This is a genomic window from Thiohalomonas denitrificans (genome assembly GCF_016841685.1).
Classification (GTDB): Bacteria; Pseudomonadota; Gammaproteobacteria; order Thiohalomonadales; family Thiohalomonadaceae; genus Thiohalomonas; species Thiohalomonas denitrificans_A.
This window is the reverse complement of the sequence record NZ_JAENYR010000089.1, coordinates 1-14,108: the sequence shown is the minus strand read 5'-3', so window position 1 is coordinate 14,108 and position 14,108 is coordinate 1. Positions and strand designations below refer to the sequence as shown.

General features: G+C 63.2%; 13 protein-coding genes. 6 read left to right on the top strand and 7 right to left on the bottom strand.

Annotated elements, in window-relative coordinates; genetic code table 11:
• Nucleotides 1–317: 317 nt before the first annotated feature.
• From Q7L05_RS15050 to Q7L05_RS15035, 4 genes are all read left to right on the top strand, one after another.
• Complete coding sequence (locus Q7L05_RS15050; RefSeq protein ID WP_303908501.1) at nucleotides 318–662, top strand: thioredoxin family protein; 345 nt, start codon at nucleotides 318–320, stop codon at nucleotides 660–662.
• 152 nt (nucleotides 663–814) lie between these two features.
• Nucleotides 815–1,504 (top strand): ABC transporter ATP-binding protein, encoded by a 690-nt coding sequence (locus Q7L05_RS15045; protein ID WP_303908498.1) that lies wholly within the window; start codon nucleotides 815–817, stop codon nucleotides 1,502–1,504.
• Nucleotides 1,501–4,023 (top strand): FtsX-like permease family protein, encoded by a 2,523-nt coding sequence (locus Q7L05_RS15040; RefSeq protein ID WP_303908495.1) that lies wholly within the window; start codon nucleotides 1,501–1,503, stop codon nucleotides 4,021–4,023. The genes Q7L05_RS15045 and Q7L05_RS15040 overlap by 4 nt, the downstream gene beginning before the upstream one ends.
• Before the next feature lie 168 nt (nucleotides 4,024–4,191).
• On the top strand, nucleotides 4,192–5,301 hold the full coding sequence (locus tag Q7L05_RS15035) for a lipocalin-like domain-containing protein (RefSeq protein WP_303908493.1): 1,110 nt from the start codon (nucleotides 4,192–4,194) through the stop codon (nucleotides 5,299–5,301).
• 232 nt (nucleotides 5,302–5,533) lie between these two features.
• Here Q7L05_RS15035 and clpB read toward each other — a convergent pair whose 3' ends face one another.
• From clpB to rluD, 7 genes are all read right to left on the bottom strand, one after another.
• Nucleotides 5,534–8,122 (bottom strand): ATP-dependent chaperone ClpB, encoded by a 2,589-nt coding sequence (gene clpB, locus Q7L05_RS15030; protein ID WP_303908489.1) that lies wholly within the window; start codon nucleotides 8,120–8,122, stop codon nucleotides 5,534–5,536.
• A gap of 151 nt (nucleotides 8,123–8,273) precedes the next feature.
• Entirely contained in the window at nucleotides 8,274–8,921 is a 648-nt protein-coding gene (locus Q7L05_RS15025) for a lysophospholipid acyltransferase family protein (protein ID WP_303908486.1), read from the bottom strand.
• 8 nt (nucleotides 8,922–8,929) lie between these two features.
• Complete coding sequence (def, locus tag Q7L05_RS15020; RefSeq protein WP_303908483.1) at nucleotides 8,930–9,454, bottom strand: peptide deformylase; 525 nt, start codon at nucleotides 9,452–9,454, stop codon at nucleotides 8,930–8,932.
• 7 nt (nucleotides 9,455–9,461) lie between these two features.
• The gene (locus Q7L05_RS15015) at nucleotides 9,462–9,983 is read right to left on the bottom strand and encodes a glycine cleavage system protein R (protein ID WP_303908479.1); all 522 of its coding nucleotides are present in this window, start codon (nucleotides 9,981–9,983) and stop codon (nucleotides 9,462–9,464) included.
• 208 nt (nucleotides 9,984–10,191) lie between these two features.
• Nucleotides 10,192–10,977 carry a ZIP family metal transporter gene (locus Q7L05_RS15010; protein WP_303908477.1) on the bottom strand — a complete coding sequence of 262 codons (786 nt, stop codon included), beginning with the start codon at nucleotides 10,975–10,977 and terminating at the stop codon, nucleotides 10,192–10,194.
• Between the two features lie 5 nt (nucleotides 10,978–10,982).
• Nucleotides 10,983–11,741: a peptidoglycan editing factor PgeF gene (gene pgeF, locus Q7L05_RS15005; protein ID WP_303908474.1), complete on the bottom strand. Its 759-nt coding sequence runs from the start codon at nucleotides 11,739–11,741 to the stop codon at nucleotides 10,983–10,985.
• The gene (gene rluD / locus Q7L05_RS15000; protein WP_303908471.1) at nucleotides 11,738–12,706 is read right to left on the bottom strand and encodes a 23S rRNA pseudouridine(1911/1915/1917) synthase RluD; all 969 of its coding nucleotides are present in this window, start codon (nucleotides 12,704–12,706) and stop codon (nucleotides 11,738–11,740) included. Before rluD ends, pgeF begins: the two co-directional genes overlap by 4 nt.
• A 57-nt stretch (nucleotides 12,707–12,763) precedes the next feature.
• On the opposite strand from rluD, the gene Q7L05_RS14995 reads away from it, so the two are divergent.
• Nucleotides 12,764–13,531 carry an outer membrane protein assembly factor BamD gene (locus Q7L05_RS14995; RefSeq protein WP_303908468.1) on the top strand — a complete coding sequence of 256 codons (768 nt, stop codon included), beginning with the start codon at nucleotides 12,764–12,766 and terminating at the stop codon, nucleotides 13,529–13,531.
• Nucleotides 13,532–13,541: 10 nt separating this feature from the next.
• A complete protein-coding gene (locus Q7L05_RS14990; RefSeq protein ID WP_303908465.1) occupies nucleotides 13,542–14,063 on the top strand; it encodes a nitroreductase family protein in 522 nt (173 codons plus the stop codon).
• Nucleotides 14,064–14,108: the final 45 nt, after the last annotated feature.

Below are 14,108 nucleotides of genomic sequence, written 5' to 3'. Positions count from 1 at the left end.
CGAAGTAATCTCCTGCTCCCAAAACCCGAGATTGCCGCGTCGCTGGGGCTCCTCGTAATGACGGCTAAAGGTTCATCACTGATTCGGGCCTGCGCAATGACGGCTAAATGTTCGTCACTGATTCGGGCTTGCGCAGCAGGGGGTACGGCTCGCAATGACAGTTAAACGTTCACCTCTCGCCACTAGCCACTAGCCACTAGCCACTAGCCACTAGCCACTAGTCACTCGTCACTTGCCACTCGCCACTCGCCACTCGAGACTACCCACTCACCCGGCTCTTGCCGTTACAATGGCGCTTTTTCGGCAAAGACAGACTCATGAGCGATAAAAGTCCTTTTATCTTCGACGCCGACGTCGACAACTTCAATAAAACCGTCATCGAGGCCTCCCGGGAGGTACCCATTTTGGTGGACTTCACCGCGGACTGGTGCGGCCCCTGCCTCTCTCTCGGGCCCATTCTCGAACGTGTAATCCCCGAATACCAAGGAGCAATCATCCTGGCCAAGGTGGATGCGGACGAAAACATGAAGCTCTGCGGCCATTACGGCCTGCGCGGTTTCCCCACCGTGCTGCTGTTTCGTGACAGCGAAGAGGTGGAGCGCTTCAGCGGCGCCCAGTCCCCCTCCTTCGTGCGTGATTTCATTGAGCGGAATATCGACTGATCCGGCGCATCGTCTGGAACGGATCGCCGTCACACCGTTCCGGTCGGCAATGGATGTCCCAACCTGCCGCGGCGCCGGGTGCTATCCTGCACCTCCATGGAGAAGCGGAAAATCGGGGCTGACCCTCTCCCATGTCTTGAGAACTGCCGTCGATGTTTCTGGAATTACACAACCTTGCCAAAGAGTATCTGGAGGGCGGGCATCGACGTACGGTGTTTTCCCATCTGGACCTCGGAGTGACATCCGGTGAACGGATCGTTCTGCTGGGCCGCAGCGGCTCGGGGAAGTCGACGCTGCTGAATCTGATCAGCGGTATCGATCGGCCCTCCGCCGGAGAGATCCGGGTGGACGAGGCGCGGCTGACCACAATGAACGAGTCGCAACGAACCCGCTTCCGGCGTCGACATATCGGTTTCGTCTATCAATCCTTCAACCTGATCCCGACCCTTACGGTGGAGGAAAACGTGCGCCTGCCGCTGGAGTTGAACGGCCGACGTACCGCCGGTGAACTGAAGCGAGCGTCTGATCTGCTGGAGCGGGTCGGGCTGGGTGACCGGCTCGACAGCTTTCCCGACACCCTCTCGGGCGGCGAACAGCAGCGGGTGGCGCTCGCCCGCGCCCTGGCTCACGAACCGGCCCTGCTGCTGGCGGATGAGCCGACCGGCAATCTCGATGCAGAGACCGGGGCCCGCATGCTGCAACTGATCGACGAACTGACCCGGGAAGAGCGTGTCACCCTGATCATGGTCAGTCACGGCACGGAAGCGTTGCCGTTGGCCGACCGGGTGCTGCGGCTCGAACAGGGTCGGCTGCTGGAGGGACTGCCGGAGACAGCGCGTTGACCCGTACCCTCTGGCTATCGGGACTCCGCTATCACCTGCGCCATCGCTGGCAACTGGTGCTGGCGGTAGTAGGCATTGCCCTCGGGGTGGCGGTGGTGGTGGCCGTAGATCTGGCCAACGAGAGCGCCCGGCGCGCTTTCGCCCTCTCCATGGAGAGCATTTCCGGACGCGCCACCCACCAGATCGTCGGTAGCCCGCTCGGCATCGACGAGGCCCTATACGCCAGCTTGCGCGGGGAGGGCCTGCGCCCTTCCGCCCCCGTCGTCGAGGGTTTCGCCGAAAGCCGCGGACGCACCTTTCGCCTGCTGGGACTGGACCCCTTTTCCGAGCCGCCGTTTCGGTCCCACATCTCCTTCCTCAGTCGGGGCGAAATCGATCTCAATCGCCTCCTGACCGAGTCCGGCACGGTGGTCATCAGCCGCTCCAATGTCCGCGACCTCGGACTCGGCATCGGCGATCCGCTGGAACTGGATATCGGCGGCCGGCAGGTGGTGGTGAGCATCGCCGGGACCATGGACTCCGATGATCGAATGGAGCGCCAGGCGCTGAATGGGATGCTAATCGCCGATATCGCCACCGCACAGGAACTGCTCGGCATGGTAGGGCGGCTCAGTCACATCGATCTCATCCTCGGACCAGCCGAAGCCGAGACTCTCCGGACACGGCTACCCTCCGGCATCGACCTCCAGCGCTCCGAGAGCCGTACACAGGTGATGGAGCAGATGACCCGCGCCTTCTCCGTCAATCTCACGGCACTCAGCCTGCTGGCACTCCTGGTGGGCCTGTTCCTGATCTACAACACCATGACCTTCTCGGTGGTGCAGCGTCGCCCGCTGCTCGGCAATCTTCGCGGCCTGGGCACAAGCCGCCGGGAGATCTTTTCGCTCATTGCCGGTGAGGCCCTGCTCCTGGGGGCAGTCGGCACGGCCATCGGGATCGGCGTGGGCATTGCTCTCGCCCAGGGATTGCTGGGACTGGTCACCCGCACCATCAACGACCTCTATTTCGTCCTCAATGTCACCGCACTGGCCATTACACCGGCGGCCCTCGCCAAGGCGGTATTGCTGGGACTGGGAGCGACCCTGGCCGCGGCCATAGCGCCCGCCCTCAAGGCGACCCGCACTCCACCCCGGCTGGTCACTACCCGCTCCCGGGAGGAGAGCCGTTATCGCATTGTCGCGCCTCGGGCGGCCGCCATGGGAGGGATAGTCATGGCCGTCGGTGCCCTGCTGCTGCTTTACCCGTCGCAGGCCCTGGCTCCGGGGTTCATCGCCCTGTTTCTGATCATCCTCGGTTTCGCCCTGGCCGTGCCCTGGGTCACCGGAATGATGGTGAGCCTCCTAGAGCGGCTCGGCCGCCGCCGGTTCGGAACACCGGAGCGACTCGCCCTGCGAGGTGTGCAGGCATCGTTGAGCCGAACCGCTGTGGCGATCGCCGCCCTGGCGGTGGCCGTATCGGTCAGTATCGGCATGGCGGTGATGGTGGACAGCTTCCGGCAAACCGTCCACCAGTGGCTGCAATTCACGCTGCAGGCGGACATCTATATCTCTCCAGGTTCGGCGATCTCGGCCCGCCGTTCGCCGCCGCTGCTCCCGGAAGTGATCTCACGCGTGCGACAGACCTCCGGCGTGGCCGATCTCTCCACCTACCGGAGCCTCGAGGTGAACAGCGAATTCGGTCCGGTACAGTTGCAGGCACTGCACCTCAACTCACAGAGCCGCACCGGCTACCGGTTCCAGGCCGAGAAGCCGAAGCGGATTTGGCCCGCCTTCGAACGGGGCGCCGTCCTGGTCTCCGAGCCGTTCGCGCATCGCCACCGGGTAGTGCCCGGTGACCGGCTGAACCTCGATACGGAGCACGGTGCCCGGACGTTTCCGATCGCGGGTATCTTCTACGACTACGAGAGCGACCGCGGCACGGTGGTAATGGCCCGCGCTGTCTACGAGCAGTGGTTCGCGGACCAGAAGGTAAGCGGCCTGGGGGTTTACCTGGAGCCGGGGGCCGATGTCGAGCAGACCATGGAGCGTCTGCAGAGCCGGGTGTCCGATCTGCAAGGCGTGAGAATCCGCTCCAACCGGGACCTCCGGGAGGCCTCCCTGGCCATCTTCGATCGCACCTTCACCATCACCGAGGTCCTGCGGCTGCTTGCCGTGGCCGTCGCCTTCAGCGGGGTGTTCAGCGCCCTGATGGCCCTGCAACTGGAGAAGGCGCGGGAGTTCGCCATCCTGCGGGCTACCGGCATGACACCGGGTGAGTTATGGCGTCTGGTCACCCTCCAGAACGGTGTCATGGGGCTGATTGCCGGGCTTCTGGCCCTGCCCCCGGGTCTGCTGCTCGCCGCCATCCTGATCGAGGTCATCAATCGGCGCGCCTTCGGCTGGACGCTCTGGCTACAAATCCCCGCCGAGGCGCTGATCGAGGGAGTACTGCTCGCCGTAGCCGCGGCCCTGCTCGCCGGGCTCTACCCCGCCCACCGCCTGGCCTCCTCGCCGCCGGCCGCGGCTCTGCGGGAGGAGTAGCCAGATGAAAAACGGTCCAACTAAGGGGATAACAGATCAATGCACCGCTGAGACGCAGAGGGCGCGGAGGAACAACAGGAAAACATGAAAGCTTTTCAATCATTCAGTTCTCTGCGTTCCTCTGCGTCTCCGCGGTGCAAAAAAGTCCGTTTCCTAATCACTCTCCTGATGGCGCTCCTGCTAGGCGGATGTGGCCCGGCGCCCGACCAACCGACGGTCGGGGGCAATCTCCCCCTGTCGGAGGCATTGGGGGGCGATACCGAAGGCTACGCCCGCGCCACCGAGCCGCGCGAGTTCGAGTTTCCGGCGGACCATGGACCGCACCCCGAGTTTCGGACCGAGTGGTGGTATTTCACCGGCAACCTCGCGGATCGCCGCGGAGAGCGTTACGGCTTCCAGCTGACCCTGTTCCGGAACGCCCTCGCCCCGGAGCCACTGGAGGGTCCCTCCCGCTGGCGGACGCGGCAGGTCTATATGGCCCACCTCGCCCTGACCGATGTGGCGGGCGGACGTTTCGTGGCCAGGGAGCGATTCGCCCGCGCCAGTCTGGGACTGGCCGGTGCCCGTGCCGCCCCCTTCCGGGTATGGATCGAGGATTGGGAAGTCTCCGGCGGCGAGGGCCGCCACCCCTTTCCCATGACCCTGCAGGCAGGCGATAACGAGGACGGCATTGAGCTAACCCTCACAATGGAGAAAGCGCCCATCCTGCAGGGCGAGGCGGGCCTGTCGCAGAAGAGCGAGGCACCCGGGAATGCCTCCTACTACTACTCCTACAGCCGCCTCTCCGCTAGCGGCCGTATTACCATCGACGGCGCCGACCGAGAGGTCGACGGCAATGCCTGGATGGACCGGGAGTGGAGCACCAGCGCCCTGGGGCCGGAGCAGAGCGGTTGGGACTGGTTCGCCCTGCAACTCGGTAACGGCGTCGACCTGATGCTGTATCGGCTGCGCCTCCGGGACGGCTCCACCGATCCCGCCAGTGCCGGCAGTCTCGTGTCCCCGGAAGGCGAGCGCACGGCGCTCCGGGAAGAGGACTTCGAAGTCACAGTGACCCGTCACTGGGAAAGCCCCCGGGGCGGCCGTTACCCTGCTGGCTGGCGGCTGCAGCTTCCGCAACAGCAGCTCTGGCTCCGGGTGGAGCCCCTGCTGGCCGACCAGGAACTCGATCTGTCGATCCGTTACTGGGAGGGGGCGGTGCGGGTCAGCGGCGAACACCGCGGCCAACCGGTCTCGGGGTATGGTTACGTGGAGCTGACCGGCTATGCGGAGGCGCCGTAATCCGGGTGAATTAGCGACGGTAGCCTTATCCGGAAAACCGAGTCGATCAATGCACCCTCTACCGGTCGAGTTTAGAACCGGTGTTGTCGGGCGGAAACCCGACCTCCGGCACAAACCTGAGGTCGGGCTTTAGCCTGACATTTGAAATACCCCATTTGCCGCCGGCACCGTTCATAAAAGCTCGGAACTGCGCAACACCACACCAGCTGCGACTATGTGGCTTAGATACGGATCAGGCCACCGCTGCTTCGCTTCCGAAGGCCATGCGCCCGTCGACAACATCGATGACGATGGTGTCCCCCGGGCCGAAATGCCCCGAAAGGATCTCCTGCGCCAGCGGGTTCTCCACCTGCTGCTGGATGGCCCGCTTCAGTGGACGTGCCCCATACACCGGATCGAAACCCGCCTCTGCCAACCGGTCGAGCGCGGCCGGCGTAAGCCTCATGCCCATGTCGCGGTCCGCCAAACGCTGGCGCAGGTAGTTGATCTGGATATCGGCGATGGCGCGTATCTGCTCCCTGGCGAGGGGATGGAAGACCACCACTTCATCGACACGGTTGATGAATTCGGGCCGGAAGTGCTGCCCGACCACCTCCATCACCGCCGACTTCATCTGGTCGTAGTGTTCCTCTCCAGCCATTTCCTGGATCAACTGGGAGCCAAGGTTCGAGGTCATCACCACCACCGTGTTGCGGAAATCGACAGTGCGACCATGACCGTCAGTCAGGCGACCGTCTTCCAGCACCTGAAGCAGGATATTGAAGACGTCGGGATGCGCCTTCTCGATCTCGTCCATCAGGATCACCGAGTAGGGTTTACGACGGACATGCTCGGTCAGGTAGCCGCCCTCCTCGTAACCCACGTAACCCGGCGGGGCGCCAATGAGCCGTGCCACCGAGTGCCGCTCCATGAATTCCGACATGTCGATGCGGACCATGGCGTCCTCGGTATCGAACAGGAACCCGGCCAGGGCCTTGCAAAGTTCGGTCTTGCCGACACCGGTCGGCCCCAGGAACAGGAACGAGCCATTGGGTCGGTTGGGATCGGAGAGGCCGGCCCGGGAGCGACGGATGGCATTGGCAACGGCGGTGATCGCCTCGTCCTGCCCAATCACGCGGGTATGGAGCATCTCCTCCATCTTCAGCAGCTTTTCCCGCTCACCCTCCAGCATCCGGGTCATGGGAATACCGGTCCACTTAGAGACCACCTCGGCGATCTCCTCCTCGGTGACCTTGTTGCGCAGCAACTTGGTCTCCTGCACTTCAGCCGCCTGGGCTGTCTCCAGGGACTTCTCCAGGTCCGGGATGCGCCCGTACTGCAATTCCGACATGCGCGCCAGGTCGCCGGCACGGCGAGCCGTTTCCAACTCGATGCGAGCCCGCTCCAGCTCCTCCTTGAGGTGCTGGGCCCCCTGCAGCGCCGCCTTTTCCGATTTCCATATCTCGTCCAGGTCGCCATACTCCTTTTCGAGTCGGGCGATCTCGTCCTCGATATGCTGCAGACGCTTCTTCGATGCTTCGTCGGACTCCTGAACCAGAGCCTCGCGCTCGATCTTGAACTGAATCAGTTTGCGTTCGAGCCGATCCATCTCCTCGGGCTTGGAGTCTATCTCCATGCGAATGCGCGAGGCGGACTCATCGATAAGGTCAATGGCCTTGTCCGGGAGTTGCCGGTCGCTGATGTACCGGTGAGAAAGCGTCGCGGCGGACACGATCGCCGGATCGGTGATCTCCACCCCGTGATGGACCTCGTACTTCTCTTTCAGCCCGCGCAGGATGGCGATGGTGTCCTCGACGTTGGGCTCGTCAACCAGCACCTTCTGAAAGCGCCGCTCCAGCGCGGCATCCTTTTCAATGTGCTGCCGGTATTCATCCAGCGTGGTGGCGCCGACGCAGTGGAGTTCGCCACGGGCCAGGGCCGGTTTAAGCATGTTTCCGGCATCCACGGAGCCTTCAGCCTTTCCGGCCCCGACCATGGTGTGGATCTCATCGATGAACAGGATGATGTTGCCCTCCTGCTTGGAGATATCATTCAAAACCGCCTTCAGACGCTCCTCGAACTCTCCACGATACTTGGCGCCGGCAATGAGAGCGGCCATGTCCAGAGAGAGCAGGCGCTTGCCTTTCAACCCTTCCGGCACCTCGCCGTTGACGATGCGCTGGGCAAGTCCCTCGACGATGGCGGTCTTGCCGACACCCGGTTCACCAATCAGCACCGGATTGTTCTTGGTGCGCCGCTGCAGCACCTGAGTCACGCGGCGGATCTCGTCGTCGCGGCCGATTACGGGGTCGAGCTTGCCCTGCTCGGCCCTCTCGGTGACGTCGACGGTATACTTCTCCAGGGCCTGGCGCTGCTCCTCGGCATTCGGGTCATCGACGTTCTGTCCACCGCGCAGCTTGTCGATAGCCTGCTCCAGAGCACCTTTACTGGCGCCTTCCTTGCGGAGCAACTGGCCGAGCTGGCCCCGGTCTTCGACGGCAGCGAGCACAAACAGCTCGCTGGAAATGTATCCATCCTTGCGCTGCTGGGCCAACTTGTCGGTCTGATTCAGCAGTCGCGCAGTATCGTTGGAGATGTGTACATCGCCGCCGATTCCCTCAACCTGCGGTAGCCGCTCCAGGGCCTCGCCCAGCCTGGAACGCAGAGTGTTGACGTTGACTCCTGCCTCACTGAGCAGGTGGCGCGTGGTACCGCCCTCCTGGTTCATCAGGGCATTCAGCACGTGCACCGGCTCGATGTATTGATGGTCCCGTCCCACCGCAATGCTCTGGGCGTCTGCCAGTGCGGTCTGGAACTTGGTGGTCAGCTTGTCCATTCGCATCGGACAAATACTCCTCTGCATGTAAAGTGGTTTGCAATTACCCGATAAATGGGGCAGGAAAGGAGGAAAATCAATGCAGGTTCGAGAATAGGGCTTCCCGCGGGCGCCATCCTGCAGCGGACAGGGCCCGCCGTTAACAGTGTGTGTAGACTCAGACCATTATGGGACTGACCGAACCTGACTCCGGGGCCATCCCGATAGATTCGTACACGGCATCGAGGCAGGTCGAGGCATCGTCGAAACAGGTGATCGGAGGGTGCGCGAAAACCCGGACACGGCTGCGACGCAACAGCCCGGACACGATGCGTCCCTCTCCCGCTATGCCCTCGATATGCAGTGGATAGATGGGGCACCCGGCCAGTTGTGCCAGCTTCCATACGCCCCGTTTCAGAGGCGGACGCTTATCGCCGGTATGAATGCCGCCCTCGGGGAACAGCGCCACCACTTCTCCCGCCTGCAGTGCCTTGACAGCCTCCCGGAAGGCCGTCTCCGGTCGGCCGCTCCGATCCACGGGGATGCAACCGCCGGCTTTGAATAGCGCCTTCAGGCCTGGGCGCTCGTACTCCTCCTTGGCTATCAGAAACCGCAGCGGACGCGGACTGGCTGCGATCATGATCAGCGGGTCCAGTCCGGAAATGTGATTGGCCACCACCAGAGCCGGCCCCTCCACAGGCAGCGGCACCGGATCGGCCTGCATTCGGTGATAACCACGACAGAACGCGCTGTTAAGCCGGTCGACCGCGTTCAGCCAACGGGCACCCCAGTCGGGTCGGATTACCTGTGACGGTTCATGGGGCATGCTCGACCTCAAGAATTGCTCTTTTTCGATTTCTGGTAGCTCTTGCGTCGGAACAGATCATTGCGACGGCTGACCAGACGATCCAGGAAAAGCAGACCGTCCAGGTGATCGACCTCATGCTGGACCGCCTTCGCCTCGAAGCCTTCGAAGAGATACTCCTGCGATTCACCATCGGGGCCCAGCGCACTGACACTGATCCGTTCGGCACGAATCACGTTGCCGGTGTAATCAGGCACCGACATGCAGCCTTCGCGGCCCACCTCCATACCTTCCCACTCGGTGATCTCCGGGTTGATCAGGAACAGACGGCCATGATTGGAGACCGGTTTGCGCGCCTTGGAACAGTCCACGATGGCGATACGCTGCAGCCGGTCCACCTGGGGAGCGGCGATGCCGACGCCACCGGGGCCCGCCTCCATGGTCTCTTCCAGAACGGCGAGAAAGGCATGCAGTTCCTCGTCGAAGCGATCGACCGGTTCGGCGATGCGCTTCAGGCGTTCATCGGGATAGGTAAGAATGTCCAGGATGGCCACTGTTCCCTCACCCGATCATGGTCTGAACGGGGGTCAGGCGCGCCTCGACGCCGCTTTCAGTCACGATATCCAGTGCCGATTGCAGTGCCTCGATGCCCTCGGCGGCGTGGCCCTCGATGGTCATGACGTAAATCGGCTCGGCCTCGCTGCCCGCCACATCCGATTCGAAGTCGAGGATATGCAGGCCCGCCTCCGCCAGGGCGCCGGTCACCCGGGCCACGATACCGGCCTCGTCGGCGCCATAGACGGTGATGCGCACGTCCGGCTCCAGATGCTGATGGAGGTGGCCTTCGATACGATCGACGTGGTGATGCAGGTCCATCGACTCCGCCACCGGGGCAACCAGCTCATCCAGCTGACGGGTGCGGCCTTGGAACTCGACCATCAACATGATGGTGAAGTTGCCGCCCAGCCGCATCATCGAGGCCTCCCCCAGGTTGCAGCCCCCCTCGAACAGCGCCGAGGTGAGGTGGGCGACGATTCCCGGCCGGTCCTTCCCGACCAGCGTCAGCATGTACCAGTGTTTCATCTCAATTCCTCACCATCGATTCAGCCGACGATTGTATGGGTTCACCACAAGCAATACGAAAAGCCAACAGCCCCGGGAGCCTGTCCGAGAATAGCAATGGGCTCCAAAATGTAGGTTGGTGCTGAGGAACGAAGCCCAACAAAATCAGCGTTGGGGTTCGCATAACTCACCCCAACCTACGAAAAAAACGGTGTTCTCGGACAGGCTCCTAGTGGGCCACACCGTGGGCCCAGTAAATCACCACCACCCCAAGGCCGATCGCCACGACCTGCTCCACGATGGCCCGGGCCTCGAACCGGGCGTGCAATCCCGGGATCAGGTCGGCCACGGCGATGTAGATAAAGCTGGCGGCCGCCACCACCAAGACGTAGGGCAGCAGACCCTCTGTCGCTCCCAGAGCAAAATAGGCCAGAACAGCGCCCACCAGGGTCGCGCTCCCGGAGAGGATATTCAGAAGCAGTGCCCGCAGGCGGCTGCGTCCACCGCCCAGGAGCACCGCAAAGTCCCCGAGTTCCTGCGGGACCTCGTGCGCGGCCACCGCCAGACTGGTGGCGATGCCCAAACCGATATCGGTCAGGAACGCCGCCGCTATCAACACCCCATCGACGAAATTGTGCAGGGCGTCGCCAAAGAGCACGAGAATACCGGGAGACATCCCTATCTGGCCAGCCCCGGTACTGTGGACACCGCGTAGATCGCGGGTGTCGACATGGGAGTGCCGCCACAGTACGAATTTCTCCAGCAGGAAGAAACCGAGCAGGCCCAACAGGGTGGCCAGCATCAAGCCATGGGGCTCGACACCGCCGTGGAGAATGGCATCGGGTAGCAGCGCTAGAAAGGCTGCGCCGAGCAGGGCACCGACGGCAAAACTGATCAGGTGCGGCATCACCCGTTCGCGCCATCCGGCGGGCAGGACCAGGAATAGCCCCGCAGCCAACACACTGAAGACACTTCCGACCAGGGAGAAGAGCAGTATCCAGGCCAGAAGAGGCATGGTGATCAGTCTTCCATCCAAATCAGGGTGGCCATGCGGCCCGTGACCCCGTCCCTTCGATAGGAGTAAAAGCGTTCGGCATCCGTGTAAGTACAGTAGCCACCCCCATAGACACCGCCGATGCCGGCGCGCCTCAATCGCCGGCGTGCCAGTCCATACAGGTCCGCACACCAACGCCCCGAAGGCGACGGCCGAAAGGCCTCGCCTGCACCCGGGTCCGATGCCAGGAACGCTTCCCGCACCTCGGTGCCGACTTCAAACGCGGCCGGCCCGATGGCGGGCCCCAGCCACGCCAAAACCGTTTCGGAGGCCATATTGAAAGCATCGAGCGTGGACTCGAGGATCCCGGCCTGCAACCCCCGCCAACCAGCGTGAGCGGCCGCAATGCGGGTGCCGGCACGATCGCAGAACAGCACCGGCAGACAGTCGGCCGTCAGCACGGCGCATACGCTCTCCGCTCTGTCCGCGCAAATCGCATCCGCCTCGACACCCGCCCCTTTCCTCGCGGAAACGACCCGCGTGCCGTGCACCTGGCGGAGCCAGATCGGCTCGTTCGGCAGATGCAAAACCCGACCGAGTCGCCGTCGGTTTTCGGCCACGGCCCGGGGCTCATCGCCCACGTGGTCACCAAGATTGAGCGAGTCGTACGGCGGGGCACTCACGCCCCCGATTCGGGTGGAGGCGGCAGCCCTGACGTTGGACGGCGCCGGCCAGCCCGGCCGCAGGACCGTAAGCTCTCCGGTGCTTTCCAGGTAATCCGTCACGCGCTCCCCTCTTGCTCCGCATCGTTTCTGAGCGCCTCCAGCAACCTGCACATATCCTCCGGAAGTTCCGCTTCCCACTCCATAGCCAAGCCGCTGCCGGGGTGTTCCAGTCCCAGCCTACCGGCGTGAAGTGCTTGCCGATGAAAACCGCGGAGTACCTGGCGCAGGGCTTCCGAACAGCCTTTGGGCAGCTTGAGACGACCCCCGTAGACCGGATCTCCAACCAATGGGTAGCGGATATGCGCCATGTGTACCCTGATCTGATGGGTGCGGCCGGTCTCCAGGCGGACCTTGATATGAGTGTGGCCCCGAAACCGCTCGACCACCCGGTAATGGGTCACTGCCGGCTTGCCGCTGGGTGTCACGGCCATTCGCTTGCGATCGACGGCGTGCCGGCCGATGGGCGCCTCGACCGTGCCGCCGCCGGTCATGACACCAGAGACAACGGCACGGTATTCGCGTGTCATGCTGCGGGCCTGCAACTGGGCAACCAGGGCCGTTTGGGCCTGCAGCGTGCGGGCCACGACCAGCAGTCCGCTGGTCTCCTTGTCGAGGCGGTGCACGATCCCCGCCCGCGGCACCGACGCCAGTTCCGGGGCGTGGTGCAGCAGGGCGTTGAGCATTGTCCCGGCGCGGTTACCGGCCGCCGGATGGACGACCAGGCCGGCCGGCTTGTTGAGCACGATGAGCTGTTCATCCTCGTAGCGGATATCGAGCGGAATCGCTTCCGCCTCCCAGCGCTGCTCAGGCTCCACGACCGGCTCGAGTTCGATCTGCTCGATACCCTGCAACTTGTCCTTGGGACGCATCGATTTCCCGTCCACCCGCACGCGCCCCTCTTTAACCCATTGCTGAAGACGCGAACGGGAATACTCCGGAAAAAGATCGGCAAGGACCTGGTCGAGTCGGCGACCGGCCGATTCCGCAGGAACCGCCACCCGTCTCGGTGGCTCATCTTGTTTCATTCGTTCATGACCCACGGTTATACTTATTAACTTGGACATCCATAAAAATGAGTCGAGATGCGCATTTTCACGCTTTTACCCCTCCTCGTCCTGCTTCTGACCGCGGGCTGTGCCGGCCTTCAGGAGGCCGATGAGACCGCCGACTGGAGTGCCGGCGAGATTTACGAAAAGGCCAAAGCCGCCCTGGACAACGGCAACTACGAACAGGCGCTGAACCTCTATAGCAAGCTCGAGGCCCGCTATCCCTACGGGCGCTTCGCCCAGCAGGCGCAACTGGAAACCATCTACGCCCATTACGAAGCCAATGAACCCGAAGCGGCCATCGCAGCGGCGGACCGCTTCATCAAACTCCACCCCCGCCATCCGAACGTGGATTATGCCTATTACATGCGCGGGCTGGCCAGTTTCGATGTCGGCGGTGGCTTCATGGAGCGATTCTTTCCCAGTGATCCGGCCGAAAGGGACCCTGCACGGGCTCGCGAGGCATTTCGGCACTTCCGGGAGCTGACCACGAAGTTCCCCGAGAGCCGCTATGCAGAGGACGCCATCAAGCGCATGACCTATCTGCGCAACAACCTGGCCCGCCATGAAATCCAGGTGGCCCAATACTACATGAGGCGGGATGCCTATCTGGCCGCCGTTGAACGGGCGCGCTATGTACTGGAAAGCTACGAGTCCACGCCCGCCGTTCCGGACGCGCTGGGGATCATGGTCACCGCCTACCGCGCGATGAAGATGCCGGAACTGGCCGGGGACACCTTGCGGGTACTGCGGCAGAACTACCCGGACCACAAGGTCACCAAGCGGCTGGAAAAGGAAAACTGAGGAGGATCGTATGTGGGATTTCTTCGAAACCGTGCGCCATCGCCACTCGGTACGTCGCTTCCGCAGCGATATGCCGGTCGAACGGGAGAAGCTGCACGCCGTCCTCGAGATGGCCAGCGCCGCTCCGTCGGCGGGAGACCTTCAGGCCTACCGCATCGTGATCGTTTCCAGTGATGAGGGACGGAAAACCCTGAGCCAGGTCGCCGGTAATCAGACGTTTCTCGCCGAGACATCGGCCTGCCTGGTTTTCTGTGCCGACCCGCTGCGTTCAGCGACCCGATATGGCGATCGGGGACGGGATTTGTACGCCGTGCAGGACGCCACCATCGCCGCCACCTACGCACAACTCGCCACCGTGGCCGCAGGCCTCGGCTCCACCTGGGTGGGATCTTTCGATGAAAAGGCGCTGGTGGAGGGCCTGAAGCTCGAGGCCAGCCTCCGCCCCGTGGCCATTCTGGCGATCGGCTATCCGGCGGAATGGCCGGAGGCGACCCCGCGACGCCATCTCGACGAGATGGTGGATTATCGCTGAAACCCGGTTCGCGCCGGGGCGGCCCTCCTACCGGTACGGCGGAGG